This is a genomic window from Klebsiella sp. GN_Kp190, from assembly GCF_040061795.1.
GTDB classification, from domain to species: Bacteria; Pseudomonadota; Gammaproteobacteria; order Enterobacterales; family Enterobacteriaceae; genus Klebsiella; species Klebsiella michiganensis.
The window spans coordinates 13,976-40,129 of sequence record NZ_JBEAFN010000074.1; the positions used below are offsets into that span (position 1 = coordinate 13,976).

The 26,154-nt window shown below is 55.0% G+C and carries 22 protein-coding genes; 8 read left to right on the forward strand and 14 right to left on the reverse strand.

Going from position 1 to position 26,154, the window contains the following annotated elements; translation table 11 throughout:
- Positions 1 to 160 precede the first annotated feature (160 nt).
- Entirely contained in the window at positions 161 to 1,189 is a 1,029-nt protein-coding gene (locus tag ABLU67_RS27050) for a Mal regulon transcriptional regulator MalI (protein ID WP_348852603.1), read from the forward strand.
- Between the two features lie 25 nt (positions 1,190 to 1,214).
- Here the strand turns inward: ABLU67_RS27050 and ABLU67_RS27055 are convergent, their stop codons facing one another.
- Both ABLU67_RS27055 and manA read right to left on the reverse strand, forming a co-directional pair.
- Positions 1,215 to 2,777, reverse strand: a complete 1,563-nt coding sequence (locus tag ABLU67_RS27055) for a YdgA family protein (protein ID WP_014838654.1) — start codon at positions 2,775 to 2,777, stop codon at positions 1,215 to 1,217.
- Between the two features lie 98 nt (positions 2,778 to 2,875).
- Positions 2,876 to 4,054: a mannose-6-phosphate isomerase gene (manA, locus tag ABLU67_RS27060; RefSeq protein ID WP_025105820.1), complete on the reverse strand. Its 1,179-nt coding sequence runs from the start codon at positions 4,052 to 4,054 to the stop codon at positions 2,876 to 2,878.
- Between the two features lie 197 nt (positions 4,055 to 4,251).
- On the opposite strand from manA, the gene fumA reads away from it, so the two are divergent.
- Together fumA and fumC are read left to right on the forward strand one after the other, a co-directional pair.
- Complete coding sequence (gene fumA, locus ABLU67_RS27065; protein WP_014229578.1) at positions 4,252 to 5,898, forward strand: class I fumarate hydratase FumA; 1,647 nt, start codon at positions 4,252 to 4,254, stop codon at positions 5,896 to 5,898.
- Positions 5,899 to 6,040: 142 nt separating this feature from the next.
- The gene (gene fumC, locus ABLU67_RS27070; protein ID WP_025105818.1) at positions 6,041 to 7,441 is read left to right on the forward strand and encodes a class II fumarate hydratase; all 1,401 of its coding nucleotides are present in this window, start codon (positions 6,041 to 6,043) and stop codon (positions 7,439 to 7,441) included.
- On the opposite strand, the gene tus is transcribed toward fumC, so the two are convergent.
- Both tus and rstB read right to left on the reverse strand, forming a co-directional pair.
- The gene (gene tus, locus ABLU67_RS27075) at positions 7,431 to 8,363 is read right to left on the reverse strand and encodes a DNA replication terminus site-binding protein (RefSeq protein WP_134898158.1); all 933 of its coding nucleotides are present in this window, start codon (positions 8,361 to 8,363) and stop codon (positions 7,431 to 7,433) included. The two genes, fumC and tus, sit on opposite strands and share 11 nt — an antisense overlap.
- A 74-nt stretch (positions 8,364 to 8,437) precedes the next feature.
- Positions 8,438 to 9,739, reverse strand: a complete 1,302-nt coding sequence (gene rstB / locus ABLU67_RS27080; protein ID WP_014229576.1) for a two-component system sensor histidine kinase RstB — start codon at positions 9,737 to 9,739, stop codon at positions 8,438 to 8,440.
- Positions 9,740 to 10,057: 318 nt separating this feature from the next.
- Here rstB and ABLU67_RS27085 point away from each other — a divergent pair, with 318 nt between their 5' ends.
- The gene (locus ABLU67_RS27085; RefSeq protein WP_032748939.1) at positions 10,058 to 10,747 is read left to right on the forward strand and encodes a VIT family protein; all 690 of its coding nucleotides are present in this window, start codon (positions 10,058 to 10,060) and stop codon (positions 10,745 to 10,747) included.
- Positions 10,748 to 10,923: 176 nt separating this feature from the next.
- On the opposite strand, the gene ABLU67_RS27090 is transcribed toward ABLU67_RS27085, so the two are convergent.
- The 4 genes from ABLU67_RS27090 to iraM all read right to left on the reverse strand — a co-directional run bounded on the left by ABLU67_RS27090 (position 10,924) and on the right by iraM (position 14,989).
- Positions 10,924 to 11,406, reverse strand: a complete 483-nt coding sequence (locus ABLU67_RS27090) for a glutathione peroxidase (protein WP_048262187.1) — start codon at positions 11,404 to 11,406, stop codon at positions 10,924 to 10,926.
- A gap of 88 nt (positions 11,407 to 11,494) precedes the next feature.
- Positions 11,495 to 13,267, reverse strand: coding sequence for an EAL domain-containing protein (locus tag ABLU67_RS27095; protein WP_348852604.1), 1,773 nt, complete (start codon positions 13,265 to 13,267; stop codon positions 11,495 to 11,497).
- A gap of 309 nt (positions 13,268 to 13,576) precedes the next feature.
- Complete coding sequence (gene rstA, locus ABLU67_RS27100; RefSeq protein ID WP_004851385.1) at positions 13,577 to 14,293, reverse strand: two-component system response regulator RstA; 717 nt, start codon at positions 14,291 to 14,293, stop codon at positions 13,577 to 13,579.
- 348 nt (positions 14,294 to 14,641) lie between these two features.
- A complete protein-coding gene (gene iraM, locus ABLU67_RS27105; protein WP_014229571.1) occupies positions 14,642 to 14,989 on the reverse strand; it encodes an anti-adapter protein IraM in 348 nt (115 codons plus the stop codon).
- Positions 14,990 to 16,018: 1,029 nt separating this feature from the next.
- Here iraM and ABLU67_RS27110 point away from each other — a divergent pair.
- On the forward strand, positions 16,019 to 16,354 hold the full coding sequence (locus ABLU67_RS27110; RefSeq protein WP_014229570.1) for a GlpM family protein: 336 nt from the start codon (positions 16,019 to 16,021) through the stop codon (positions 16,352 to 16,354).
- On the opposite strand, the gene folM is transcribed toward ABLU67_RS27110, so the two are convergent.
- The 3 genes from folM to ydgH all read right to left on the reverse strand — a co-directional run bounded on the left by folM (position 16,351) and on the right by ydgH (position 19,625).
- Positions 16,351 to 17,076, reverse strand: coding sequence for a dihydromonapterin reductase (gene folM, locus ABLU67_RS27115; RefSeq protein ID WP_348852605.1), 726 nt, complete (start codon positions 17,074 to 17,076; stop codon positions 16,351 to 16,353). The genes ABLU67_RS27110 and folM overlap by 4 nt on opposite strands.
- Before the next feature lie 36 nt (positions 17,077 to 17,112).
- Positions 17,113 to 18,495 carry an amino acid permease gene (locus ABLU67_RS27120; protein ID WP_348852606.1) on the reverse strand — a complete coding sequence of 461 codons (1,383 nt, stop codon included), beginning with the start codon at positions 18,493 to 18,495 and terminating at the stop codon, positions 17,113 to 17,115.
- A gap of 179 nt (positions 18,496 to 18,674) precedes the next feature.
- Positions 18,675 to 19,625, reverse strand: a complete 951-nt coding sequence (ydgH, locus tag ABLU67_RS27125) for a DUF1471 family protein YdgH (protein ID WP_032748948.1) — start codon at positions 19,623 to 19,625, stop codon at positions 18,675 to 18,677.
- Positions 19,626 to 20,147: 522 nt separating this feature from the next.
- Here ydgH and pntA point away from each other — a divergent pair.
- The 3 genes from pntA to ABLU67_RS27140 all read left to right on the forward strand — a co-directional run bounded on the left by pntA (position 20,148) and on the right by ABLU67_RS27140 (position 23,409).
- Positions 20,148 to 21,677 (forward strand): Re/Si-specific NAD(P)(+) transhydrogenase subunit alpha, encoded by a 1,530-nt coding sequence (gene pntA / locus ABLU67_RS27130; RefSeq protein WP_004851372.1) that lies wholly within the window; start codon positions 20,148 to 20,150, stop codon positions 21,675 to 21,677.
- 10 nt (positions 21,678 to 21,687) lie between these two features.
- The gene (gene pntB, locus ABLU67_RS27135; RefSeq protein WP_014229565.1) at positions 21,688 to 23,076 is read left to right on the forward strand and encodes a Re/Si-specific NAD(P)(+) transhydrogenase subunit beta; all 1,389 of its coding nucleotides are present in this window, start codon (positions 21,688 to 21,690) and stop codon (positions 23,074 to 23,076) included.
- A gap of 144 nt (positions 23,077 to 23,220) precedes the next feature.
- Positions 23,221 to 23,409: a YdiH family protein gene (locus ABLU67_RS27140; protein WP_004102581.1), complete on the forward strand. Its 189-nt coding sequence runs from the start codon at positions 23,221 to 23,223 to the stop codon at positions 23,407 to 23,409.
- 128 nt (positions 23,410 to 23,537) lie between these two features.
- On the opposite strand, the gene uspE is transcribed toward ABLU67_RS27140, so the two are convergent.
- The 3 genes from uspE to ogt all read right to left on the reverse strand — a co-directional run bounded on the left by uspE (position 23,538) and on the right by ogt (position 26,088).
- A complete protein-coding gene (uspE, locus tag ABLU67_RS27145) occupies positions 23,538 to 24,488 on the reverse strand; it encodes a universal stress protein UspE (protein WP_004851366.1) in 951 nt (316 codons plus the stop codon).
- Positions 24,489 to 24,625: 137 nt separating this feature from the next.
- Positions 24,626 to 25,378 carry a fumarate/nitrate reduction transcriptional regulator Fnr gene (gene fnr / locus ABLU67_RS27150; protein ID WP_004851364.1) on the reverse strand — a complete coding sequence of 251 codons (753 nt, stop codon included), beginning with the start codon at positions 25,376 to 25,378 and terminating at the stop codon, positions 24,626 to 24,628.
- A gap of 194 nt (positions 25,379 to 25,572) precedes the next feature.
- A complete protein-coding gene (gene ogt / locus ABLU67_RS27155) occupies positions 25,573 to 26,088 on the reverse strand; it encodes a methylated-DNA--[protein]-cysteine S-methyltransferase (protein ID WP_014229564.1) in 516 nt (171 codons plus the stop codon).
- Between the last annotated feature and the right edge of the window lie 66 nt (positions 26,089 to 26,154).

Consider the following 26,154-nt stretch of genomic DNA (forward strand, 5'->3'; position numbering starts at 1 on the left):
TTCTTTAAGTTATCGGTAGGATGTAACGCCACGGAAAGATAAAACGTTTTACCAAATTTTAGTGCGATAAAAATCACATATTCTGGCGATAATAACGTTTATAAAGAGAGTATCTTGATAAAACGTTTTATCGACAGCCAAAGGGAGTCGGCCTGCAGTTATGGCTATCGCGAAAAAAATCACCATTAATGATGTCGCCCAGGAGGCGGGCGTGTCGGTCAGTACGGTATCGCTGGTGCTGAGCGGCAAGGGGCGTATTTCGTCGGCCACCGGCGAGCGCGTCAATCATGCCATTGAACAGCTGGGCTTCGTGCGCAACCGCCAGGCGGCGTCGCTGCGCGGCGGCCAGAGCGGCGTTATTGGCCTGATCGTCAGCGACTTATCGAAGCCTTTCTACGCGGAAATGACCGCCGGATTGACCGACGCGCTTGAGTCGCAGGGTAGAATGGTGTTTCTCACCCAGGGGGGGCACAGCGGTGAAAAAATGCTCCAGCGTTTTGATACGCTAGTTGCGCAAGGGGTCGATGGCGTGGTGATTGCCGGGGCGATCGACCAGGGGGCGGAGCTGCGCGACCGCGCGGCGCAAGCTGGAATGCCGCTGGTGTTTGCTTCCCGCGCCAGCTATCTCGACGATGTCGACCTGATCCGCCCGGATAATATGCAGGCGGCGCAGATTGTCACCGAGCACCTGATCCGCCGCGGCCATCAGCGCATTGCCTGGCTGGGAGGGCAGAGCTCGTCCCTGACGCGCGCCGAACGGGTAGGCGGCTACTGCGCAACCCTGCTGAAGTATGGCCTGCCGTTTCATAGCGAGTGGGTGCTGGAGTGCGAGTCGAGCCAGAAGCAGGCGGCAGAGGCGATGGCGGCGCTGCTGCGGCAAAACCCAACGATTAGCGCTGTGCTGTGCTACAACAGCGTGATTGCCACCGGGGCGTGGTTTGGGCTGATGCGCGCCGGGCGCCAGAGCGGCGAAGCTGGCGTCGAAAGCTATTTTGAACAGCGGGTCGCGCTGGCGGCCTTTGCGGAGTTACCCGAGGAGGCGCTGGACGATCTGCCGCTGACCTGGGTGACGACGCCCGCCCGGGAGCTGGGACAAAGCCTCGCGGAGTGTATTTTACGGCGTATGGAAGAGGGACAGGGCGCGGCGAGAAACCAGATTATTTCTCCCCGACTGATTACCCGAAAATAGCCCCTGGGCAGGGGCTATTTGCCGTTTATTGCTGCGGCGCGGCGGGTGGCACCACGTCTTGCGGCGCGTCATCTTGCGGCTGAGTTTCCTGCGGCGCTGCGGGTTCAGAGACGGCGGGAAGCGCTAAACCGAACATTCCGGCAAACTCATCCAGCGGCATTTTCTGTCCGTTCAGCGTAACCTGGCCGTCAGCGTACTGCAGGCTTGAGGTGATGGCGTTATCTTCCATGGTGGTGATGCGGAACATCTGCCCCATCGCCGCCAGGCCTTTCACCTGCTGATCCGCAAGCTTAGCGGCGTCGGCGGGCTGATAGCCTTCCAGCCCGGCAATCTGGGTCATAAACGCCGTCGCCATATCCACCGGGATCACCAGCTTGCCGTCGAGCGATTTAACGCTACGATCCACTTCATCCGCCAGCGTCTGCGGCGGCGTGGTGGTCAGCGACGGGTCTTTGAGCAGAATCGAAAGATTCAGGGTGGTTTCCCCCTTCGCATTGCGCCAGCTCAGCGGCGAAATGGTCAGAGACGGGCTGCCTTTCAGCATCATCGGCAGCGCGCTAAAGAAGGTCTGCGTCAGCGCCTGCTGATAGAGCTCAGGATTCTGCGCCAGCTGCGGATCCGCCATCAGCGCCTGCGCTTCAGCGTTGTATTTTTGGCTGAACTGATGGAAGGCTTCGCCATCAATATTGTCCAGCTTCAGCGTCAGCCGGCCGCTACCGATATCCTGATTTTGCAGCTTGAGGCTATTGACCGTGTAGTCCAGCTGGCTGTTAATACCTTTACCGTCGGCAGTCAGCGACGAATTGCCGTCAATTTTCATCCCTTCGAACAGCGCCAGCTCTTTGCCTTCAACGCCAATCGCCAGCTTGTCCAGCGAGATAGCCTGTTTACCGATACGCTCGTTGAAGCTGGCCATTTCGGTAGAGCCGTCGGTTTTCAGGTTATTAAAGGTGAGCTGAACTTTCTGGTTGTACTCGTTAACCGCGTTAATCTGCCCGCTACCGGCTTCGCCGCTCAGGCTGAGGGTTTTCCCTTCGCGGTCAGCGTCCAGCTGGAACTGTCCGCCGCTGAAGGTCACCTTCTCATCGCCTTTCGCGTAATCAAGCGGGTTGAGCACAATAGCGGATGTGTTGTCGCCGCTATAAGCGATACGGGTATCAATGGTGAACGGCGTTTCGCCTTTAGCGATGTCGAACAGCGCCTTGCTGGCGTCGTTATTGGTCAGGGTGGTTTTGACGGACGCCATCGCCGGGGCGAGGTTAAAGGATTTGAGCGAGGCCAGCGGGAAAGGGCCGTGATCGACGACTTCATCAAACACCAGCGACTGTCCGGCGGCAAGCCAGCGGGGCGCTTTGCCGGCAGCAGGCTTCAGCACCAGCTGTAAATGGCTGCGGAACAGCCCGCGCTGATAGCCCTGATACGTCAGCTCCACGCCAGCCTGCGGCGCGCTGCTTTGCAGCTGAGCATTAGCCTGCTGCACCATGTCGGCAATGCGGCTTTCCAGCTGCTTCCCCGTATACCACGCGCCGCCCGTCCAGACGACGCCCAGCGCAATGATAACTCCTGCTGCGACCAGCGATTTTTTCATAGCATTTGTCCATAAATGAAACCAGGCGGATCGGGCCGCCTGGTTGTGTTGTCATGATGGGTGAAAGTCTAGCAACTGTGGCTAAAAAGTTCAGTAACTTACTGGAGCTTATTAAACACGCGCGCCACGCGGCCGCGGCCGCTGACCTGCACCGGTGATTCATTACAGCCGATAAACGCGGATTCACCCGGCTTCAGCGTCAGGCGCTGTTCGCCTTTGGCAATCGTCGCCTCACCCTCGACGCAGAACAGGATCGCCGCGCTCTGCTGGGCGATGGTTGACGCCTGCGCTGACAGGTCGTGCAGCGAGAAGGCAAAATCGTCAACCGGGATGGGGAAGTCCAGCTCCGCGCCGTGAATTACCGGCTGGGTCAGCAGTTGGCCCGCGGGTTTTGGCTCAAATTTGACGTTCGCCACCAGTTCCGGAATATCGATATATTTCGGCGTCAGGCCCGCGCGAAGCACGTTATCAGAGTTGGCCATCACTTCCAGCGCCACGCCCTGCAGGTAGGCGTGCGGGGTTTCCGCAAACAGGAACATCGCCTCGCCGGGATTCAGTTTGACCACGTTGAGCAGCAGCGGAGAGAAGAGGCCGCTATCGTCCGGGTAGAACTCGGCGATCAGGCGGATAGTCTGCCAGGGCTCACCCTGTTCGCTGTCCAGCGCCGCCTGCAGCGCCCGTAAGGCGTGCGCTTTTTCATCGCCTTTCATGTTCAGCAGGCTGGCGAACAGCTGGCTCAGATGCCCGGCGTCAGGCTGCGCAAGGAACTGGGCAATCGCCGGATGCGCATCGGCAACCGGCTGCAGCAGGGTGACGATTTCGGCAAACTCGCGGAAGGCGTTCATGGCGAGGAACGGCGTTAAGGCGAAAACCAGCTCCGGCTTGTGGTTCGGATCTTTATAGTTACGTTCGGCGGCATCAAGCGGGATCCCGGCAGCGTTCTCTTTGGCAAAACCGATTTCCGAGGCCTGCTTGTTGGGGTGGACCTGGATAGAGAGCGGCTGCGCGGCGCACAGAACTTTGAACAGGAACGGCAGTTCGCCAAAACGCTCGGCGACTTTCGCGCCAAGCAGGGTTGCTTTATCGCTTTCGATCGCGTCGCGCAGAGAGCGCGGCGCCCCGCTATTATCCACAATCTGCGAGCTGCTCTTGGGATGGGCGCCCATCCACAGCTCCGCCATCGGCAGGTTGTCCGGGTTAGCAATCCCATAAAGTTCGGTTAAGGCGGTATGGCTTCCCCAGGCGTAGTTTTGCACTGAGTTAATGAGCTTTTGCATTCTCAATCCCTGTTTCCACTTAATAGTCATGGCACTATTAAACCAGCAATCGACCGATAAGCAACCGGCGCGAAGAAAAAGTCGTCCTTGTCTCAGTTTTTGTTAAAAAATTGTGTAAAATCGATCGACTCGCTTTTCCACGGGCAAATGGAGTGTCTGCCTGAAATATAATCAGCTAAGCAGTAAGTGAGAGCACAATGTCGAATAAACCGTTTGTATATCAGGATCCTTTTCCACTGAAAAAGGACGATACCGAGTACTACCTCCTCAGCAGTGATTACGTCTCCGTCGCCGAATTCGCCGGCCAGGAAGTTCTGAAAGTTGAACCTCAGGCGCTAACTTTACTGGCACAACACGCTTTCCACGACGCCTCCTTTATGCTTCGCCCGGCGCACCAGCAGCAGGTGGCCGATATTCTCAACGACCCGGAAGCCAGCGAAAACGATAAGTACGTGGCGCTGCAGTTTCTGCGCAACTCGGATATCGCCGCCAAAGGGGTGCTGCCGACCTGCCAGGATACCGGTACCGCGATTATTACCGGCAAAAAAGGCCAGCGCGTTTGGACCGGCGGCGGCGATGAAGCCGCGCTGGCGCAGGGCGTTTATAACACCTATATCCAGGATAACCTGCGCTATTCGCAGAACGCGCCGCTGGATATGTATAAAGAGGTCAACACCGGCACTAACCTGCCTGCGCAGATCGATCTTTACGCCACCGACGGCGAGGAGTACAAATTCCTCTGCATCGCCAAAGGCGGCGGCTCGGCGAATAAAACCTACCTGTACCAGGAAACCAAAGCGTTAATTACCCCGGCGAAGCTGAAAAACTATCTCGTCGAAAAGATGCGCACTCTGGGAACCGCCGCCTGCCCGCCGTACCATATTGCTTTCGTCATTGGCGGCACCTCGGCGGAGTCCACCCTGAAAACCGTTAAGCTGGCCTCAACCAAGTACTACGACGGCCTGCCGACCGAAGGCAACGAACACGGTCAGGCCTTCCGCGATATTCAGCTGGAACAGGAACTGCTGGTGGAGGCGCAAAACCTCGGTCTCGGCGCGCAGTTCGGCGGCAAATACTTCGCCCACGATATCCGCGTCGTGCGCCTGCCGCGCCACGGCGCCTCCTGCCCGGTGGGCATGGGCGTCTCCTGCTCGGCGGATCGCAATATCAAAGCCAAGATCAATCGCCAGGGGATCTGGATTGAGAAACTGGAGAGCAATCCGGGCAAATATATTCCCGAGCATCTTCGTCAGGCCGGCGAGGGCGAGGCGGTCAAGGTCAACCTCAACCAGCCGATGAGCGATATTCTGGCGCTGCTGTCGCAGTACCCGGTGTCGACCCGCCTGTCGCTGAGCGGGACGATTATCGTGGCCCGCGATATCGCCCACGCGAAGCTGAAAGAGCTCATCGACAGCGGTGAGGCGTTGCCGCAGTACGTCAAAGACCACCCGATCTACTACGCGGGCCCGGCGAAAACGCCCGACGGCTACGCGTCCGGCTCCCTTGGCCCGACGACCGCTGGCCGCATGGACTCCTACGTCGACCTGCTGCAGGCGCACGGGGCGAGTAAAATCATGTTAGCCAAAGGCAACCGCAGCCAGCAGGTGACCGACGCCTGTCATAAACACGGCGGTTTCTACCTCGGCAGCATCGGCGGCCCGGCGGCGGTACTGGCGCAGCAGAGTATCCGCAGCCTCGAGTGCGTGGCGTACCCGGAGCTGGGTATGGAAGCCATCTGGAAAATTGAAGTCGAAGACTTCCCGGCGTTTATCCTCGTGGATGACAAAGGCAACGACTTCTTCCAGCAAATCCAGAGCTCGCAGTGCGCCCGCTGCGTGAAATGATTTCAGCCGCCCTTCGGGGCGGTTTTTTTATGCCGCTTAGCGGCACGAACCACCAAAACAACTTATAAATCTGACCCATACTTTACCCTTTGAGCAGGTGAGCTTTGTCGCTATTACGCACGTTGAATCCAAGGAGAAAGTCATGACAACGCATCGCAGTGAAAAAGACTCAATGGGCGCCATCGATGTGCCTGCCGACAAGCTATGGGGCGCGCAAACCCAGCGCTCGCTGGAGCATTTTCGTATTTCGACGGAAAAAATGCCGGCCGAGCTTATTTATGCGCTGGCGCTGACCAAGCGCGCAGCGGCGAAGGTGAATAACGATCTCGGCCTTCTGGCCGCGGAGAAAGCGCAAGCGATTATTCAGGCCGCGGACGAAGTGCTGGCAGGCAAACATCCGGACGAGTTTCCGCTGGCTATCTGGCAAACCGGCTCCGGCACGCAAAGCAACATGAATATGAATGAGGTACTGGCCAATCGCGCGAGTGAACTGCTGGGCGGGGCGCGCGGGATGGAGCGTAAGATTCACCCCAACGATGATGTCAACAAGAGCCAGAGCTCTAACGACGTGTTCCCGACGGCGATGCACGTGGCGGCGATGATTGCCCTGCGGGAGAAGCTGATCCCGCAGCTCAACGTGCTGAAGCAGACCCTGAACAATAAAGCCGTTGCCTTCAGTGATATTGTCAAAATAGGCCGCACCCATCTGCAGGATGCGACGCCGCTGACCCTCGGTCAGGAGATCTCCGGCTGGGTAGCCATGCTGGAGCACAATTTAAAACATCTCGACCATAGCCTGCCGCATCTGGCCGAGCTGGCGCTGGGCGGGACGGCGGTGGGAACCGGGCTCAATACCCATCCGGAATATGCGGTACGCGTCGCCGCCGAGCTGGCGGCCTTAAGCGGCCAGCCGTTTGTCACCGCGCCGAACAAGTTTGAAGCGCTGGCGACCGTTGATGCGCTGGTGCACGCGCACGGGGCGCTGAAAGGGCTGGCCGCTTCGTTGATGAAAATTGCCAACGATGTGCGCTGGCTGGCCTCCGGCCCACGCTGTGGGATTGGCGAAATTGCGATCCCGGAAAATGAACCGGGTTCGTCGATTATGCCTGGCAAGGTGAACCCGACCCAGTGCGAAGCCCTGACCATGCTGTGCTGTCAGGTGATGGGCAACGATGTCGCGGTGAATATCGGCGGCGCATCGGGCAACTTTGAGCTCAACGTCTATCGCCCGATGGTGATCCACAACTTCCTGCAATCGGTGCGGCTGCTGGCTGACGGGATGGCGAGCTTTAACGAGCACTGCGCGGAAGGCATTGAACCGAACCGTGAACGCATCAGCCAGTTGCTGAATGAGTCGCTGATGCTGGTAACCGCGCTGAATACCCATATCGGCTATGACAAAGCGGCGGAAATTGCCAAAAAGGCCCATAAAGAGGGGTTAACCCTGAAAGCGTCGGCGCTGGCGCTCGGCTACCTGACGGAAGCCGAGTTTGACCGCTGGGTGCGCCCGGAAGAGATGGTGGGCAGTATGTCTACTCGCTAGCCAGCCACAGGTGCAGCCGCGGAATCAGTAGCCTGAGCGACTGCGCCTGCGGTTTGTAGCGATACTGCACGTTATCGGCGTCATAGTTCAGGAGTTCACCGAGGTCCGGCACGCTGACGCCCTTCGTGCCGGATATCAGCGCAATCATCGGTCCCGGACAGGCGTATTGCACCTGTTTTTGTTCCCCGCTGTACCAGACCCTGGCGATGGGCTGCACCTTCACCGGCCGCTTTATTTTCAGCTTTGCCCGCTGCGGCAGGACGGCAATATCCTGATACTCTCGCTCCAGCTTGCTTTGCCACTGCTCGCGGGTCCACGGCGGAACCGCCCGGGGCGACTGAAGGCTTTTTTCCAGCTGCATGAGTACCCGATCGCGGGTGAGATTTTTAATCACGTGCTTATTGGCCCAGCCGAAGCGGATGGTGCTCGGATCGAGGAGGGGAGTTAGCGTGCGATAGGCGCTCAGCGTAATCAGCCCCGGCAGGTGGCGATGGACCCACTCAAACCGCGCGGCGGCAGGCAGGCCGGAATCCACGGTGATAATCTTCTCGAAGCGCGCTTTGAGGGCGTTGATATGGGTGATTTTGTCTAAGAGTTCAGCCTGTTCGCGGGCGTCAGTTTGCAGACAAATCGCGCCGGGTAAACGCACGGCGGCTTTGCTGCTGCGGGTTTCCGACTGCTGCTGGATAAACAGATGACTATAGTGCCTGAGCGCCATCTCCAGCGCGGTTTTGCCGGTGTGCTGAACCACGTTGATGCTCTCCAGCGGCTGGTGTTCTGCGTCTTTACTCACCGGCGGCAGCTCAAAGACGCGGGCGGCCAGCAGGCGGCACTGGCTCAGGGCGTGTTTTAGCGTCTGTAGTTCATGCTCGAGCTGGCGAAAGGTGTCGTTCAGACGTTCAACAAGGTCATAGCTGGCCATATTCCCCACTTTAGTTACAACATACTTAGCGATTTTTTAACTATAGCAGGCCTCAGCTTTTGCGCAAAGGCGTATCAGGCGGAGGTAAAATCCGGCAACTGATGATAGACCGGCCAGCTAAAGCAAAAACAGGCCCCGCCCAGCGAACTCGCTTCGCAATGCACTTCCCCGGCCATTGCCTGGGCGATGCTGTGGACGATAGCTAAACCGAGGCCACAGCCGCCGGTCGCGCGATCGCGGCTCGGGTCGAGGCGTACGAAAGGCTCGAACACTCGCTCACGTTCATCAGGCGCAATTCCGGGGCCATCATCTTCGACCCGCAGCGTCGCGCGCGAAGCCTGCAGCGTCAGGCTGATCTGAATACGCTGGTTACTGTAGCGCAGGGCATTATTCACCAGATTATCCAGCACCCGTTCCATTAAGCGCATATCCAGCGCGCCGTAACTCCCGGCCACGACGTCGGTTAGCGCAATCTCGCGCTGGGGATTAACCGTCTGAATATCTTCCACGTGATCGCGGATCCACGCCGGGAAATTGGGGGTCGTCAGCTTCAGTTCGTTCTGCGGGCGGTCAAGCCGCGCGTAGGTCAGAAGTTCTTCAATCAGCGCCTCCAGCTGGCCGATATCGCGGTTCAACGCCTGCGATTCGGCTTCGGTGAGGTTCTCACTCATTTCCAGGCGATAGCGCAGGCGTACCAGCGGGGTCCGCAGCTCATGGGCGATGCCATCGATCAGCTGTTTTTTGCTGGCGATAAGCGCGTTGATGTTATCGGCCATCTGATTAAACGCCACCCCCAGCCGCGCGAAGCTGGACATGCTGTCGAAATGAATGCGTTCAGTAAGATGTCCGTCGCCGAAGCGCTGGGCGGCGGTCTCAATACGCAGCATCTCCTGCCAGTGAGGACGCATCCAGATAAAGACCGGAAAGGCCAGCGAGATGGCGATAAAAGCCATCAGGGCCAGATCGAGCAGGCGCATCTCATGCAAAAAATAGAGATACGGCACCGGACCGACGGAGAGCACGTAGTGGCTGCGCGGGATCCGCTGGATAAAAGTGTACTGATCGTCGAGGGCGACGATATCCCCGGCGCGCAGATGCTGCATCGAGTTTTCCGAGAGCTTGAATTTGCTGATGGGCTCGATATGCAGATCGAAAGAGAGATTGAGGTCCAGCTCTTTGAGCGTTTTGCTCCAGTCGCGCGGCGGGATCTCCCGCAGCTCGCTGCGCATCAGATACAGCGAACTTTTCATCAGGTCGTCCAGCGACTGACGCCCTGCGCGTTCGGCGGTGAATTTGTACACCAGGCCCACCATCATGGTCATGACCAGGAAGCAGACGAACAGCAGGAGGTAAAACTGCACAAACAGCTTTTTCATTAAATCTCACTCAAAATCAAAAGGTTAAATTCCTGCTTTTACCTGCAGGGGCACTGCGGGGGCATTTATTCAGGCGCAATCTACGTGAAAAACCCTTGTTGCGTTTTATGCCCATTTGATTTGCTATGAAAGCAGGGTTCGCTGCGGCTGACAACATCCGGCACGCATAAGTATGATGGTGTGGGTTGAAGCCAAATCAGAGAAGAATGTAATGTACCGCGGTCGGCGCCGATGTGCGAAGCGTTCTCTGTTTTAATCCGTTTTATTCCACCCTCATCCCGCCAGGCTGAACAGGCGTACTTAAAGGAGAATAAAAGCATGCATCTTGAACGACACAGCATTGAACGCGTCGGATGGTTGAGGGCTGCTGTACTCGGGGCTAACGATGGTATTGTTTCGACAGCGAGCCTTGTTCTTGGCGTTGCGTCTGCTAATACGGGCTCTTCCGGGGTTTTACTTGCGGGCATTGCCGGGCTGGTCGCGGGGGCGATGTCGATGGCAGCGGGGGAATATGTTTCCGTCTCATCTCAGGCCGACACGGAAAACGCGGCTCTCGCTCAGGAAAAGAGGGAACTGGAAACAGATTATCAGGGAGAAGTACGCGAGCTGACTTTACTTTATGTGCAACGCGGACTCGAGCCAGAGCTTGCCCAAAAGGTTGCCGAACAACTCATGGTGAAAGATGCTCTGGACACGCATGCCCGCGAGGAACTGGGACTGACGGATACCAATTCTGCGCGCCCCCTGCAGGCTGCCGTTTTCTCGGCGCTGAGTTTTTCCGCTGGCGCAACGTTGCCTTTAGTCGTTGCATGGCTTTCTCCAGCAACGCTGGTTTTTCTCTTTGTTATTCTCTCCTCCCTTTTTTCACTGGCCGCTCTTGGCTATATATCTTCAATTGTCAGCAGAGCCTCTCCTGTCAGGGCGATCGGCAGAATTACTTTCTGGAGCACCCTGGCGATGTTTTCGTCGATGGGAATAGGTCATCTTGCCGGGCAGGTATTGTTTTAATAGATTGCTTAACTCGCAGAAAAGAGAAATATCTGGCGTGTGGTGGGCTGAAAAATGAGTGATTTGTATCGCGTGCGCGGGACTTATTCATAACCCATTGTCATTTTTTCAGGCGCACTTCCGGCGCGGAGCGAACATTCACTCGCGCACAGGCAGTGGTCAGGGAGGCAAAAGATTTAAATCTTTAGTGCGGCAAGGATGGCGGTCTCCATTTTCTCCGGGGTGGTGAACGGCGCGAAACGCGTGAGAGGGGTGCCGTCGCGACCGATCAAGAACTTCGTGAAGTTCCATTTGATCCGCCCGCCCAGCACGCCGGGTAACTCATCTTTCAGGTAACGAAACAGCGGGTGCGCGCTGGCGCCGTTGACCTCCACTTTCTCGAACATCGGGAAGCTTACACCGTAATTGATCCGACAGGTCTGCTCGATGTCATCGACGCCGCCGGGCTCCTGCTTACCAAACTGGTTGCAGGGGAAACCAAGCACTATCAGCCCATGGGCAGCGTATTTCGCGTAGAGCGCTTCCAGCCCTGCATATTGTGGCGTGAAGCCACAGTGGCTGGCGGTATTGACTACCAGAACGAGCTTGCCAGCATAGTCAGCCATTGAGATGGGCTGGCCGTGCAGGCTGGTGGCAGTCAATTGGTAAAAGGTAGTCATATCGTATTCCTCAGTGCAGCGCCCGTTGCGCGTCTTTATCGCTGGATTGGTTCATATACTGAAAGAACATTGAAAAGAGTCGTTCGTCTCAGGATTGCTTTCCCAGGTCTGCCTTTCTGGCGCGATACCATGCGGCAAAATCAACGGAGACCATCGGCCGGGCATAAAAATATCCCTGAACCTCATCGCAGCCCAGGCTGCGTAAAATCTCAACCGTTTCGAGATCCTCGACGCCTTCGGCAAGGACGACGTAATCGAGCTGCTTGAGGAGCCTGATAACGTTGTGCACAATAATGCGGCTGGCTTTCTCATGGACTATATGCCTCACAATAGACCGGTCGAGTTTGATGATGTCCAGCGGGATTTGCCGCAGGTAATTAATGTTGCTGTATCCCGATCCAAAGTCATCCAGAGAAATTTTAAACCCGCGTTTTTTGAGCATGTCCAGTCCGTTCAGCGCGGCCGGACTTTCAAGCATCTTCTCAGTCTCCAGACACTCCACCCCCAGCAGGGCTGGGTCAAGACACGCCTCCCGCAGTTTCTGCTCAAGCTCCTCAGCGAAATCGGGTCGAGAAAAATCGCTGGCGGCGAGATTAATTGAGACGGGAAGAGAAAGCCCCCGATCCCGCCAGTCACTCAGCTGCGCGATAGTATGATCGATAACCCAGGCCGAGAGTTCGCGCATCAGGCTAGTCTTTTCGACCAGCGGAATAAATTCACCCGGCAGCACTTCGCCATTGATAGGATGCTTCCATCTTATCAAGGCTTCAGCGCCCGTCACGTCTCCCGTCGTCAGCGAAATTTTTGGCTGAAAGACCAGATATAACCCCTGGTTTCCCTGCAGCGTTTGCCTGAGTTCGGTGAGCAGGCTGAAATCTCGCTTCTTGCGGATGTCCAGTGCGTCATTATAGGTCGTAAAACGGTGCCCCTGGCTTATCGCTTCATGCAGTGCGCTCACCGCGCGCCGCAGAATTTCATTTGGCGTCATGTCGCTATCGCAAATACCGGAGTCACCCATGTGAATATTCAAATCCAGGGGAACGTCCGGGCCGATCCTGGCCTGGGTTCCCTGAAGCCGTAGTGCTATACCCTCCAATGACAGCGCCATGGGTTCCGGGGTGAAAAAGGCAAAGCGTCCCACCGCCACGGCGTAAAGTTTGCTCGCCATGGGCAGGCGCGCCTGCAGCGCGACGGTCATGTCACGAAGCAAATTCTCTACCGCCAGCATCCCCAATGAGCGGGCCATCTCGTAGGCAAATGGCATATCAATGCAGTCAATAATGACCAGCCTGAAAGTACCCTCCGCCGACACCTCAATGTCCTTGAGCAGGCGCTGCCGATTGGGTAAAAGCGTGACGACGTCGATATACCCCACTGAGTGCCAGGAGGCTAAGAAATCCGATATCAGCTCGGCCAGCGCCTTAAAAATAGCGATCTGCTCATCTGAAAGTGCCCTGGGTTGCGTATCTAAGATACTCAAGGTACCCACGGTCACTCCGTCGCGGGTTTTCAGCGGGCATCCTGCATAAAAGCGAATGAATGGCGCTTCTCTGACCGCCCGATCGCGATGAAAGATCGGGTGCTGATGCGTATCAGGACAAAGGAGAGTCTCACCCTGTTTCAGGGTCTGTTCGCAAAATGCTCCGCCCAGGCTGGTGTCCGTGGGGGCGATATTCTGAGCGGATTTGATGTACTGCTTTTCATCGTCAAGGATTGACACAAAACTCATTGGCATTTTTAGCAACTGGCAGACCAGATGAGTGTATTTTTTTAACGCTTCGTCTCGCCCTTCGTCCGCGTTTTTTAACAGGTCAATCGCCGCGCGTCTTTTGCTTTCATCGCTGCTGAGATCGTTCAACATATAGATGCTCCCGTGCAGTAGATATTGCGGTCATCCCAACCCACTGAAGGTGTGAATCTCTATACTCACGACGGGTGTCGATACTGGCCAGGCGCCAGCGCTATCACTCCACAGTAGAATGTTTTCCGTTGATTGTCTGCAAAGAGTATCACCCGCCCGGCAAGTCGTGAGGCGCGCCGCGCGGTGAAGCGCGGGTTTTGCGTGGGAAAAGCAATTTCACCCCCTGTTTTAAAAATAATTAACAGGAGGTTGAATTGGCTCTGACGGCTAACTCCGCACAAACAGCTATTCCATCGCCATATGCCAAAATTAATTGTCCCAGGCGTGCGGGGCGAACAGGTAACCTTTATTGCGTACCGTTTTGATACGATATGGCTCAGTCGCATTATCGAGAAGCTTTTTACGCAGCCGCGAGATGGCGACATCGACGCTGCGGTCCATACCATCGTAGCTGACTCCGCGCAGATTTTTTAATAACGCGTCCCGATCCATAATTTGTCCAGCATGGGTCGCTAACTCCCACAGGAGATCGAAATCCGCAGTGGATAAGGCGACGCTTTCGCCGCCGAGCATCACCTGTCTATTCACCGGGTCGATACTCAGGGAGCCAAAAGCGATCGCTTTATGCGGGGTGAGCGAGGAGGGGACGCTGCCGTCCGGCACGGCGATATGCTGGCGCAAATGCAGGCGCAGGCGAGCTAACAGCACCGCGGGCGGCGTGGTTTTCAGGATATAATCGCTGGCGCCCATTTCGAGTGAGAGAATATGGTTCATATCGCTGTCCAGTGAAGTGAGCAATACGATTGGTCCCTGCCACTGGCCGCGTAAATCGCGGCACAGCGTCATACCGTCTTTACCCGGCAGCATGATATCCAGCAGCACCAGGTCCGGCTTTTCGCGCGCGATAACCTCTTCCGCCCGATCGCCGCGCGGTTCTACCACCACGTCCATATCGTGTTTGCCAAGGTAGGCCGCAATCAGTGCGCCGACCTCGGCATCATCCTCAACGAAAACAATTTTATTCATATTGTGTATGCTTGCACTCATCTTTTAATCGCTTGAATCTCTTTACCTGAATCACGGCTGAGGTGGCGCATTCAGTATCTGAAGTCAGGTGCCTATTCATTCGCTACCGCCATTGTAAACCATCCGGACATTAATATGAGCTATATATTAGCCATGAAATTCGCTATGATTCCCGGAGCTGCGGTTCAGGACTATTTTTTGCGGAGCCAGACAATGATTCAGATACGAGCAGAAGCATTGCGCATTAAGGGAACAGGGTGCGGCACAATGTGGGCACGGGCTGTCAGGACAGCGCGTGCCCACATAGAAAATAAGTACCGGTACGCTAGCGCGAATGATGGGGAAGCCTTATTGCGGCCTCTTTTGCCTGGCGCCGTAGGGGCACAAGGCGAACTTGCAGAGGCTTCTTCGATTGCAGATGAGCAGCATAGGGTTCTGATTGCCGGGGCATTCAATATTCTTTGAAAATGTTGACCATAAATTTTCCGTATAGGGGAATGCATGAATAACCTGTAAATCGCCGGGCACACCATTAATGAAAACTTCATTTTGTGTGATGTTAATAACCGAACCAATGCTCAAAAAATAATCCCCACTATACCAAATAATTAATTTCAGATTTTTGGCACTTGCCGCAACTGAAAAACCTGTTCCTGTTACAGGACATACAAGGCTATTTTCAATATTCCACTGCATGCTTGACGCTCTCCGGTAATTTACGAGCATTTTCGCGTTGATGAATATATTTTGATTAAGTTCATGGCCATTTTTACTTTGCGTGAAGCAGGTCCGAACATGGAGATTCCTTTAACTGGTTCTTATGCTGATTAATATAAAATAATAACAATTAGATGAGTGTCTAATACTAGTAATGATAATAGCAACAAGTAAAAGATTCGAAAAACTGGCATGAGCTGAACTAAATGGCTGCATTGAGGATTGTGAACAGAATAAAATTCTGTTCTGGATATCAGGAACAGATCGAAAGATTGTGAAATCATATAATTACGATCATATCTACTACCGCGCCTGTTATTAACGGCAAAGTATGCTTCCTTATGAAATCGGTTTTATATTGATGTAAATCAAAATAATTGGTTTTATTTAGCCATTTTGCTAAAAAATGGCTATGTGCGCTTATTCAGGATTTGCGCAAAAAGAATAATTTCAAAATAACCTCTTATGATAAAAATCAACCATATCAATTAACCACTTTTACTCTATTTTGCCAGTATTGATTTGAATCATTTAGTGCAAAACAATAGCTGCACTGAAACGGTGCGGTTATTGAGCTGGGTATTTTGTAAATGCCCGTCAGTCAAACGCTCGATGCTTAAAATCTGTGTAAATACGTGAGGAAGAGATGCGCCGAAAATAGGCTAATTTGATTTGTATCTAAAAATACGAAAAATAATATGTTATACGTATAACTCAACAATCAGAAAAAACATTCTCTTTTCGATTTAATGAATGTATTTAGCCGAAGAGTTTTTAAGGCAGCAAAAACGGCCATCTAATAACGCGCTCCGCTTGCCAGGGATATCATCCATGCGAACGGTTATCGCCAGGAGCGGATATTCGGCATAGGGGGGAGCGGCAGTGATGAGACCGCTAAAAAATAGGTCTTTTGCTTCTACACGGTATCGGCCGCTCTTGCGCGTTTATAATTGTCGGCGCTTCCGTTATGCTGCGGGGTCTTGTTGTTTAAATGTTAAGGCAAAAGGAATGGGGTTGTTGATAAAAGCGCTGCTCGGCGCGCTGGTCGTTGTCCTGATTGGCGTGCTGTCTAAAACGAAGAACTACTATATCGCCGGGTTGATTCCGCTCTTTCCGACTTTCGCCCTGATCGCGAACTATATCGTTGCCAGCGAGCGGGGGATCGAAGCGCTGCGAACCACCATCGTATTCGGGATGTGGTCGATCATTCCGTACTTTATCTATTTGCTCTCGCTATGGTATTTCACCGGCGTTATGCGCCTGCCGTTCGCTCTGGCAGGCGCAGTGGGGTGCTGGAGCCTCTGCGCGTGGCTGTTAATTATCGGCTGGAGCCGTTTCCACTAGCGCAGATGGCGGCCGCCGTCGACGGCAAATGAGCGACCGGTCACGTAGCGGCTGCTGAACAGGTATTCGATCAGGTCGCTAATCTCTTTTTCACCTGGCGCGATTTTCATCAGCGATTTATCAAGCGCCTGCTTGCGGTATTCCGCGTCATCGCCTTCGTTAAATAAAATCAGCGAAGGGGCGATAGCATTGACCTTAATTTCCGGCGCCAGCTTGCGGGCGAACGAGCGGCTCATATTATCCAGCGCCGCTTTGCTGGCGGCGTAGGCAATGTGTTTGTCGCTGCCGCGCTCCACAACGTAGTCGGTGATATGGATAATGTCGCTGGCCGCATGGCCGTGGCCGCGCAGCAGGCTCTCCAGGGCATGGTTGAGCAAGTAGGGGGCGTTGACGTGAATTTGCATCATGCTGGCGAGCACCGTGGTTAACGGCACCCCGGGCTTTTCCGCCATCCAGCCGCTGGCGTTATGGATGATGGCGCGCAGACCGCTGCCGGCGTGCGCCTTCACCTCTTCGGCGAACGTCAGAATGCTATCGTCAGTGCTGAAATCCGCGTGCAGACAAACGGCGCCCGCTTCACGTAGCGCGTCGATGGCGGGATACCAGGTGCGGTAGCTGATAATAACGGGCTGCTGCCGGGCCAGAAAATGGCGGGCCAGGGCGAGGCCGATACGACGGCCCCCGCCGGTAATCAGGATTGGACGAGGCTGGATGTCAGCCATGGGTATCTCCTTTGAGTTCAGCGGCAGGGTAACCGCTTACCCTACCAACATCCACGTTGCCGGTACGGCGGCAACCAGCAAAAAACCAATTAATGCCAGGTCACGGCGTTTGAGCGGGCGATCGTGCTGGTGTGTACGACGGGCATACAGGAAAACCAGAAGACCCGGAGCGTAAAGTATCACTGACAACAATAAATGCACAGGACCGGACGCATATAATAACCATAAGCCATAAATACAGGCACCGACACCGACGGCCTTGTGTAGCGGGCGCTCAGCAATCTTCAGCAAAAATGCGCCGACGAGAAAGTAGGGCACCAGGATCATCTCAGAGGCGATGGTCAGCAGCGTGTTGTAATCTGAGCCGGTAAGCCAAATCAATACCAGCGAAGCCTGTACGCTGACGTTGGTGAGCCACAGCGAAGCCGACGGGGCATTGTTTTTATTGGTCCGGGCAAACAGGCGCGGGAAGGCTTTATGCGTTGCTGCCAGATAGGGCACCTCCGCCGCCATAATGGTCCAGCTCAGATACGCGCCGCAGACGGAAATAATCAGCCCGGCGGCAATAACAATCTCCCCCCATGAGCCCATCATGTTGACCATCAGCCCGGCCATTGAGGGGTTGCGTATTTCCGCCAGCTCGCTACGCGGCACGACGCCTAACGAGAGAAGCGTCACCAGCAGATAGACCGCCAGCGCGGAGAGTACTGCCAGCAGCGTCGCGCGGCCAACATCCTGTTTATTACGCGCGCGTGCGGAAACAACCACCGCGCCTTCGACGCCGATAAAAACCCACAGGGTGATCAGCATGGTGTTTTTCACCTGCTCCCATACCGGTACGCCCAGCGCCAGGCCGCTGAAATCCAGGCGGAATGTCTCCATACGAAACGCGATGGCGGCCAGCGCGATAAACGCGCCGAGGGGCAGCAGTTTGGCCAGCGTCGCGGCCAGGTTGATACCCGCGGCCGTTTGTACACCGCGCAGCACCAGGAAATGGACAATCCACAGCAGGACGGAGGCGCCGACGATGGATTGCCTGGTGTTGCCGTCGCCAAACAGGCGCAGCTCGGGGGTATCGGTAAAGAAGCTTAGCGCAGAGAAGACGATAACCAGATAGGAGACATTGGCAACAACCGCGCACAGCCAGTAGCCCCAGGCAGAGCAGAAGCCTATCAACTCGCCAAAGCCTTCCCGGGCGTAGGTAAAAATACCGCCGTCGAGTTCGGGGCGAATGCGGGTGAGCAGCAGCATGGCAAAGGCGAGGAACAGGATCCCCACGCCGGTGATACCCCAGCCGATAAGCAGTGCGGAAGGGCTGGCGACGGCTGCCATATTTTGCGGCAGGCTGAATACGCCTGCACCCAGCATTGAGCTGAGAACCAGCGCGGTCAGGGCGCTAAGGCCCAGTTTCTTTTCCATTGCATTCCCGAGGTGACAATCATCAAACTAAGAATATTTATTTGGCGAAATCGCATAAAAATGGAGGATTGCGCTAAGGCGCGGGATTTTACGGAGTGTTTTGTATGCATGCAATGGCGAGAAATGAAAAAAAGAAAAAAGGCGGCAGATCGCCGCCTTTTTGTTCAGCTCAGACGCCGTTATTTATACAGGTCGGCGCTGATGGTAATGTTGCCACCGCGCTCCTGCCACTGGCGGGTAATGTGGTAGTACTTCGCGCCTTTCTTCGCCGCGCGCTTAGCCGTCTGGTAGGAGATTTCCGTCATATTACCGTAGTTACCGGTAAACTTGATGCTGTCGTATGGCACCATCTGCGCGGCGGTGATTTTGTTCACTTCCTCGACTTTGGTACCGTCCGGCAGAGTGACGGTGTAACGCCCGCCTTTAGAAGATTGCGTTTCAAAGAAGCGGCCTACGCCGGTGCCGGAACCGACCGCTGCGGTGGTCGCTACGCCCGGGATCTCCACTTTCTTCGCGGCTTCTCCGCCTTCAGCCAGCGCAGCGCGACCGGCTTCTGAATCTGCCGGGATAGCGTCCGGGCTTTGCAGAACGCGTTTTTTGGCATCGGCTTTGTAGATATAGGCGGTGATTCGCTGGTTGCCGCCCTGGTTGGCATCAACCTGGCGCACGATAAAGAAGGAGGCGGCGCCCTTGGCCTTAGCGGCTTTGGTGATGGCGTCGTTAACTTCCGGCTGGCTGCGGTAGAAGCCCTGTACGGTGACGGTATCAAACGGCTCCAGCTCGACGGCCTGGTCCTTCGGTAATTCCATTACGCCGTTAATCACACGATTTTTCGGCGCGTCGGCCTGCGGGGCATTTTCTTTATAAAAATCGGCCGTTACGCGCAGGTTGCCGCCGCTGCCAAAATCAGACGTGTCGACAACATAAAAGGATGCTGCGCCATCTTTGTCTGCTTTACGGGAAACGGCCTGCACCGCGTCGCCAATGGCGTTAAAACGGCCGGTAACCACTACGCGATCGTAGGGCTTCAGCGCTGCCGCCTGCTCCGGAGTCAGCTCGGTCGCTGCATGGGCAGACAACGCGGTTGTAGCCAGAAGAGCAGACGCCAGGAGTGAGTTCTTAAGCTTCATAAAAATAATCCTTTGCCTTGCGCAAACCATGTACTGGTATTGTTGTTGACTGAAAACATTTGATTATTGCATTTATCGTGAGTGACTGTCTGCGTCAATTTTCAGTTGTCGCCCTAAACGTATACTGCAGAAATATAACATTTTTCGATATGTTGAAAAAACAGCCGCTTGACCAGCAAAATCGATAATCGATATCACTTTCATAAGTTAACGTAATGTTAATGCGATGATCAAGACGGCGATAAATGGTGAATTAACCCCTCTGCCAAGCGGATTATCAGGCGCTGGCATAAAAATAAGGTAAATATTGCTGCCTGGCACGGTTAGCCGTGCGTTTTACCAATAAAATCAAAATTTCTGTTTTATTGCTGTAGATCACAATCGGTATTTTCAGTAGGTTATAAAAAGTTTGTTACTGTTTTATTTTTTCAGACATATGTTGGAAGGCACGTTCATCCGCCTTCGCGACGGTCGTTTGTAAGAAAAGTAAACCATCATCAAAAACCGATGGAAGGGAAAACTATGCGTATTGGTGTACCAAAAGAGAGACTAGCCCTGGAAACCCGGGCCGCCGCCACGCCGAAAACGGTGGAGCAGCTGCTGAAACTCGGGTTCAGCGTCGCGGTAGAAAGCGGCGCAGGTAAGCTGGCCAGTTTCGACGACGAGGCCTTCGTTCAGGCTGGAGCGGAGATCGTTAGCGGTGATGACGTCTGGCAGTCCGACGTCATTCTGAAAGTGAACGCGCCCGATGACGAAGAGATCCTGCTGCTTAATCCCGGCACGACGCTCATCAGCTTCATCTGGCCGGCGCAAAACCCGCAGCTGATGGAAAAACTGGCGGCGCGTAATATCAACGTGATGGCGATGGATTCAGTGCCGCGTATTTCGCGCGCTCAGTCGCTGGATGCGTTAAGTTCGATGGCTAACATCGCCGGCTATCGCGCAATCGTTGAAGCCGCCCACGAGTTTGGCCGCTTCTTCACCGGGCAGATCACCGCGGCAGGTAAGGTTCCTCCCGCGAAGGTGATGGTTATCGGAGCCGGGGTTGCCGGTCTGGCGGCCATCGGCGCGGCTAACAGCCTCGGCGCAATCGTCCGCGCGTTTGATACCCGTCCGGAAGTGAAAGAACAGGTGCAGAGTATGGGCGCCGAGTTCCTTGAGCTGGATTTTAAAGAGGAAGCGGGCAGCGGCGACGGCTATGCCAAAGTCATGTCTGAAGCCTTTATCAAAGCCGAGATGGCGCTCTTTGCCGCGCAGGCCAAAGATGTCGACATCATCGTTACCACCGCGCTGATTCCGGGTAAACCGGCGCCGAAGCTGATTACCCGCGAGATGGTTGACTCCATGAAGTCCGGCAGCGTGGTGGTTGACCTGGCGTCGCAAAACGGCGGCAACTGTGAATACACCGTGCCGGGCCAGGTGGTTACCACCGCCAACGGCGTGAAGATTATCGGTTATACCGATCTCCCTGGTCGTCTGCCGACGCAGTCCTCACAGCTGTATGGCACCAACCTGGTTAACCTGCTTAAGCTGCTGTGCAAAGAGAAAGACGGCAATGTCGTTATCGATTTTGATGATGTCGTTATCCGCGGCGTTACCGTGGTTCGCGAGGGTGAAATCACCTGGCCCGCTCCACCCATTCAGGTATCTGCTCAGCCGCAGGCGGCAGCGAAAAAGGTTGAAGCGCCAAAAGCAGAGGCGAAACCGAGCTCGCCGCTGCGCAAGTATGCGCTGATGGCGCTGGCGATTATTCTGTTTGGCTGGCTGGCAAGCGTGGCGCCGAAAGAGTTCCTCGGCCACTTTACCGTTTTCGCGCTCTCCTGCGTGGTCGGTTACTACGTCGTATGGAACGTCTCCCATGCGCTGCATACGCCGCTGATGTCGGTCACTAACGCGATTTCCGGCATTATCGTGGTAGGGGCATTGTTACAGATAGGCCACGGCGGCTGGGTCAGCTTCCTGAGCTTTATCGCGGTGCTGATCGCCAGCATTAATATTTTTGGTGGTTTCACCGTCACTCAGCGCATGCTGAAAATGTTCCGCAAAGGATAAGGGGTAACAAATGTCTGGTGGATTAGTTACAGCTGCATACATTGTTGCCGCGATTCTGTTTATTTTTAGCCTGGCGGGGCTTTCCAAACACGAAACCTCCCAACAGGGGAACTACTACGGCATTGCCGGGATGGCGATTGCGCTGGTGGCGACCATTCTGGGGCCGGATAGCAGCAACGTCGCGTGGATCCTGCTGGCGATGGTTATCGGCGGCGCGATCGGTATTCGCCTGGCGAAGAAAGTTGAAATGACCGAGATGCCGGAGCTGGTGGCGATTCTGCACAGCTTCGTGGGCCTCGCGGCGGTACTGGTTGGCTTTAACAGCTATCTGCAGCATGAAACCGGTATGGAACAGATTCTGGTCAATATTCATCTGACCGAAGTGTTCCTCGGTATCTTCATCGGCGCGGTGACCTTTACGGGTTCCGTTGTGGCGTTTGGCAAGCTGTGCGGCAAGATGTCTTCTAAGCCGCTGATGCTGCCGAACCGTCATAAGCTAAACCTGGCGGCGCTGGTCGTTTCTTTCCTGCTGCTGATCGTTTTCGTGCGTACCGACAGCATCGGCATGCAGGTACTGTGCCTGCTGGTGATGACCGTGATTGCCCTGGCGTTTGGCTGGCACCTGGTGGCCTCCATCGGCGGCGCGGATATGCCGGTCGTGGTATCAATGCTGAACTCCTACTCCGGCTGGGCGGCGGCGGCGGCGGGCTTTATGCTCAGCAACGACCTGCTGATCGTAACCGGTGCGCTGGTAGGTTCTTCTGGTGCAATTCTGTCCTACATCATGTGTAAGGCGATGAACCGTTCGTTCTTCAGCGTGATTGCCGGCGGTTTTGGTTCTGACGGCACGGCGTCCACAGGTGATGAAGAAGTGGGCGAGCACCGTGAAATCAGCGCCGAAGAAACCGCTGAGATGCTGAAAGGTTCTCAGTCGGTCATCATCACCCCGGGCTACGGCATGGCGGTTGCGCAGGCTCAGTATCCGGTCGCGGAAATCACTGAGAGACTGCGCGCGCGCGGAATCAAAGTGCGTTTCGGTATTCATCCGGTTGCCGGGCGTCTGCCGGGCCATATGAACGTCCTGCTGGCGGAAGCGAAAGTCCCGTATGACATCGTGCTGGAAATGGATGAGATCAACGATGATTTCTCCGATACCGACACCGTACTGGTCATCGGCGCTAACGACACGGTGAACCCGGCCGCGCAGGACGATCCGGGCAGCCCGATCGCCGGTATGCCGGTGCTGGAAGTGTGGAAAGCGCAGAACGTCATTGTATTTAAACGTTCAATGAACACCGGCTACGCTGGCGTACAAAACCCGCTGTTCTTTAAAGAGAACACCCACATGCTGTTTGGCGATGCCAAAGCCAGCGTCGATGCGATTCTGAAAGCGTTGTAAGGCCTGGTCGTTTAAAACCTGTGCTTCTTAAGCCGTCTCTTCTGAGACGGCTTTTTTATATAGGTGACGAAGGGGTTATTTGCTCATAAAATAATCAGGCGAAGGTGTTACAATAGGCTGTTTTTCACCCAAACTGAGGATATTATGGATACCGAGTTAACCCCCACGCAACTGGCCATCGAATTTCTGCGCCGTGACCCCGCTGCTTTAACCCCCGCGCAGTATCTGAAAAAGCTGAAATTGCTGGAACTTGAGTTCGCCGATTTAATGGCGCTTTCGTCCATGGAGCTTAAAGAAGAGATCGATCACGCCTGGCGCTTAGGTATCCACTAAGGTTTTCGTTACCCACAAAGCTGTTGAAATCGGGGCCAAATGGCCCTTTATTTTTGTTAATGGGATGCTAAAAAATCCCCCGCGCGGGCGGGGGATGACGTCTTATTACCACGAATGAAGTCAACGGACTAATCGTCTTCTTCGTCGTCCAGCTCAACCGGCGTCTGGTACTGGTCCGGCTTCAGAGCCAGCAGGTCGCAGCGCAGGTGGTCAATAACCTGTTCAGCGGTATTGCCGAGGAAGGCTGCCGAGAGTCCGGTTCGACCAATCGTACCCAGTACCACGATTCCCGCCTGAAGATGCTCTGAAAGGTCGGGAATGACCTCCTCAGGTAACCCTTTTTCAACGTGGGTGCGGCCTTCATCGATACCGAATTTTTGCCGCAGCGCTTTCATGGCCAGCAGATGCTGACCGCGAATGGCGTCGTTATAGACGCTGGGGTCAAAATCAGGGAGCTCAATCGCGATATTGATGGGCGTGACGGGATAGGCGCCCACCAGGTGAACCTCTGTATGGTTAACCTGTTCCGCCAGCTCAATGGTTTCTCTGACCAGTTTTTCATTGAGCGCGTTGTGGTAGTTCTCTTCACTGGCGAGATTGACCGCCACCAGCGCTTTACCGCCTTCCGGCCACGGCTGATCTTTGACCATCCAGACCGGGCATGGGCATTTACGCAGCAGGTGCCAGTCCGTTGGGGTGAAAATCACCGCTTCCAGCTTGTCGTGCTGGTGCGCCATCTTCAGCACTAAATCATGCTTGTCGCTGATGATTTCCTGAATAATGGCTTCGAAGGGACGATTGTGCCACACCACTTTAATATCAATGGGCACGCCGGACTCTATATAGAATTTTGCCTGCTCGCGGATCCAGGCGGTACGCTGCCCGATGACGCCCTGGCGCATGGCCGTGCGTTCGTCGGGGGAGAGCAGGGTGGTCATTTCATAAGAAAAATCATAGATCGGCAAAAAGGCTTTGATGCGGCCACCAATCCGTTGGTGCAGATACACCGCGCGCCGCAATGCAGGCTGGTCGTCCTGATTGGGGTCGATTACTACCAGCATGTTCTGATACTTCGCCATACAGGGTCTCCTTACAACTGTAACTACAGTCTGTATTAAAAAGATAACCTATATGGATGAAATGAAACAGGGGATGAGCCTGGCCAGATCAACAAATTAGAAAAAAATTCGCGATCCGGCCGGATACGGGAGGACTATCAGGCGACGTTGCGGGCCTGGCCAGCAAGCTGCGCCAGCAGGTCGCTGTTTTCGATGGTGATATATTTGCCTTTAACCGCCAGCATACCGCTTTTCTGGAAACGTCCCAGCAGGCGGCTGATGGTTTCAACCGTCAGGCCCAGATAGTTGCCGATATCGCCACGGGTCATGGTGAGGCGGAACTCACGCGGCGAGAAGCCGCGCTGCGCGAAACGGCGGGACAGATTGTAGATAAAGGCCGCCAGGCGCTCCTCTGCGTTCTTTTTAGAAAGCAGCAGGATCATATCCTGATCGCCTTTGATCTCGCCGCTCATCAGACGCATCATCTGCTGACGCAGGTTCGGCATCTTACCGGAGAGGTCGTCCAGCGTTTCAAACGGAATCTCGCAGACCATTGAGGTTTCCAGCGCCTGGGCAAAGCTCGGGTGGTGGGCGGTGCCGATAGCGTCAAAGCCGACCAAATCGCCGGCCAGATGAAAACCGGTGATCTGCTCATCGCCCTGTTCGGTGATGGTGTAGCTTTTAATGGTGCCAGAACGAATTGCATACAGCGATTTCAGCTCATCACCGGCTTTGAACAAGGTCTGTCCTTTCTGGATAGGCTTTTTCCGCTCGATGATGTTATCAAGCTGGTCAAGCTCATGCTCGTTCAGAGTAAAAGGGATGCAAAGCTGGCTAATGCTGCAATCCTGGCAATGGATTGCACAACCGCCAGACTGAATGCGTCGTATAATTCGCTTTTCCGGGATCATAAGTCTGCTCAGGCTTTAATTGATATTGGTCAATTTTAACATCTTTTTGGTGAGCAGGTAAGTCTCGAACCCCTGAAACACGTAATATTAAAAGGGTAAATCAGTTACCCATTTTATCTCATTGATTATGAATAAGTTATCTGGCGATATTGGATTGTAAAATTACCGGAAGATTCCAGAAAAGGCACTTACGGTCAAAGGAGCAGATAGCCTTCGTGACGCAATAGCCACTCTTTTCGCTGCACGCCGCCGGCGTAACCCGTCATGGTGCCGTTACGCCCGATCACCCGGTGGCAGGGCACCACAATACTGACAGGATTTGAACCGTTGGCGGCACCCACGGCGCGCGCCGCGCCCGGACGTCCCAGCGCCTCCGCGAGCTGACCGTAGTGCATGACCTGGCCGCAGGGGATGGTGCGCAGCGTTTGCCAGACTTCCCGCTGAAACGGCGTCCCGCCGGTGGCGGTAGGTAAGGTGTCGATAACGGCGAGATCGCCCGCGAAGTAATCGCTAAGCTTACGGCTCAGGTTACCGGGATTACGCGAATCAACGCGTTGGTAGCCTTCACGGCGATAATGCACATCCAGCAGTTGTTCCATGCGGTCGCGGTGCTGATCCCACTCAACGGCCCGCAGGTTAAACTGCTCATCGCAAATCACCCACAGCGGCCCCAGCGGGGTGTCAATTTTATCTTGCAACAGCGTGAGCATCGGTCCTCCTTCAGCGAGGTTATTTTGGCAGGGCATCACCATAGCACGACGCGATGTGGGCAAACC

What these genes read in the sequence shown, in the direction of transcription:
- ABLU67_RS27050 (WP_348852603.1), top strand. Translation starts at nt 161, where the DNA reads ATGGCTATCGCGAAAAAAATCACCATTAATGATGTCGCCCAGGAGGCG.
- ABLU67_RS27055 (WP_014838654.1), bottom strand. Translation starts at nt 2,777, where the DNA reads ATGAAAAAATCGCTGGTCGCAGCAGGAGTTATCATTGCGCTGGGCGTC.
- manA (WP_025105820.1), bottom strand. Translation starts at nt 4,054, where the DNA reads ATGCAAAAGCTCATTAACTCAGTGCAAAACTACGCCTGGGGAAGCCAT.
- fumA (WP_014229578.1), top strand. Translation starts at nt 4,252, where the DNA reads ATGTCGAATAAACCGTTTGTATATCAGGATCCTTTTCCACTGAAAAAG.
- fumC (WP_025105818.1), top strand. Translation starts at nt 6,041, where the DNA reads ATGACAACGCATCGCAGTGAAAAAGACTCAATGGGCGCCATCGATGTG.
- tus (WP_134898158.1), bottom strand. Translation starts at nt 8,363, where the DNA reads ATGGCCAGCTATGACCTTGTTGAACGTCTGAACGACACCTTTCGCCAG.
- rstB (WP_014229576.1), bottom strand. Translation starts at nt 9,739, where the DNA reads ATGAAAAAGCTGTTTGTGCAGTTTTACCTCCTGCTGTTCGTCTGCTTC.
- ABLU67_RS27085 (WP_032748939.1), top strand. Translation starts at nt 10,058, where the DNA reads ATGCATCTTGAACGACACAGCATTGAACGCGTCGGATGGTTGAGGGCT.
- ABLU67_RS27090 (WP_048262187.1), bottom strand. Translation starts at nt 11,406, where the DNA reads ATGACTACCTTTTACCAATTGACTGCCACCAGCCTGCACGGCCAGCCC.
- ABLU67_RS27095 (WP_348852604.1), bottom strand. Translation starts at nt 13,267, where the DNA reads ATGTTGAACGATCTCAGCAGCGATGAAAGCAAAAGACGCGCGGCGATT.
- rstA (WP_004851385.1), bottom strand. Translation starts at nt 14,293, where the DNA reads ATGAATAAAATTGTTTTCGTTGAGGATGATGCCGAGGTCGGCGCACTG.
- iraM (WP_014229571.1), bottom strand. Translation starts at nt 14,989, where the DNA reads ATGCAGTGGAATATTGAAAATAGCCTTGTATGTCCTGTAACAGGAACA.
- ABLU67_RS27110 (WP_014229570.1), top strand. Translation starts at nt 16,019, where the DNA reads ATGGGGTTGTTGATAAAAGCGCTGCTCGGCGCGCTGGTCGTTGTCCTG.
- folM (WP_348852605.1), bottom strand. Translation starts at nt 17,076, where the DNA reads ATGGCTGACATCCAGCCTCGTCCAATCCTGATTACCGGCGGGGGCCGT.
- ABLU67_RS27120 (WP_348852606.1), bottom strand. Translation starts at nt 18,495, where the DNA reads ATGGAAAAGAAACTGGGCCTTAGCGCCCTGACCGCGCTGGTTCTCAGC.
- ydgH (WP_032748948.1), bottom strand. Translation starts at nt 19,625, where the DNA reads ATGAAGCTTAAGAACTCACTCCTGGCGTCTGCTCTTCTGGCTACAACC.
- pntA (WP_004851372.1), top strand. Translation starts at nt 20,148, where the DNA reads ATGCGTATTGGTGTACCAAAAGAGAGACTAGCCCTGGAAACCCGGGCC.
- pntB (WP_014229565.1), top strand. Translation starts at nt 21,688, where the DNA reads ATGTCTGGTGGATTAGTTACAGCTGCATACATTGTTGCCGCGATTCTG.
- ABLU67_RS27140 (WP_004102581.1), top strand. Translation starts at nt 23,221, where the DNA reads ATGGATACCGAGTTAACCCCCACGCAACTGGCCATCGAATTTCTGCGC.
- uspE (WP_004851366.1), bottom strand. Translation starts at nt 24,488, where the DNA reads ATGGCGAAGTATCAGAACATGCTGGTAGTAATCGACCCCAATCAGGAC.
- fnr (WP_004851364.1), bottom strand. Translation starts at nt 25,378, where the DNA reads ATGATCCCGGAAAAGCGAATTATACGACGCATTCAGTCTGGCGGTTGT.
- ogt (WP_014229564.1), bottom strand. Translation starts at nt 26,088, where the DNA reads ATGCTCACGCTGTTGCAAGATAAAATTGACACCCCGCTGGGGCCGCTG.